The following is a 228-nucleotide window of genomic DNA, read 5'->3' on the forward strand; positions in this document are numbered from 1 at the left end:
TAGCCCAGATACCACATTGAGTGAGCTGGAATGGATTACAGTGGAAGAAACAGTGGATGTACTGAAAGTGCATCAAGAACGTCAGAAGGCTTCTCGTTACTGGACCGCATACCTGGATGGGTATGAAGAACAGTCTCGTTTGCCACAGGCTAAAATCCAGAGCAAAACAGGTTATCAGACGAAGCGCCTGGACTTTGATTTGGGCGCGGGTCTGACGGCTGGAATTCA

General features: G+C 48.7%; 1 protein-coding gene. It reads left to right on the top strand.

The features are described 5' to 3' along the window. Positions 1 to 228, top strand: a 228-nt coding sequence (locus tag E0698_RS26455; RefSeq protein WP_192513449.1) for a hypothetical protein, incomplete at both ends; no start/stop codon positions are given.

Source organism: Paenibacillus sp. 23TSA30-6 (assembly GCF_014858585.1).
Taxonomy (GTDB): Bacteria; Bacillota; Bacilli; order Paenibacillales; family Paenibacillaceae; genus Paenibacillus.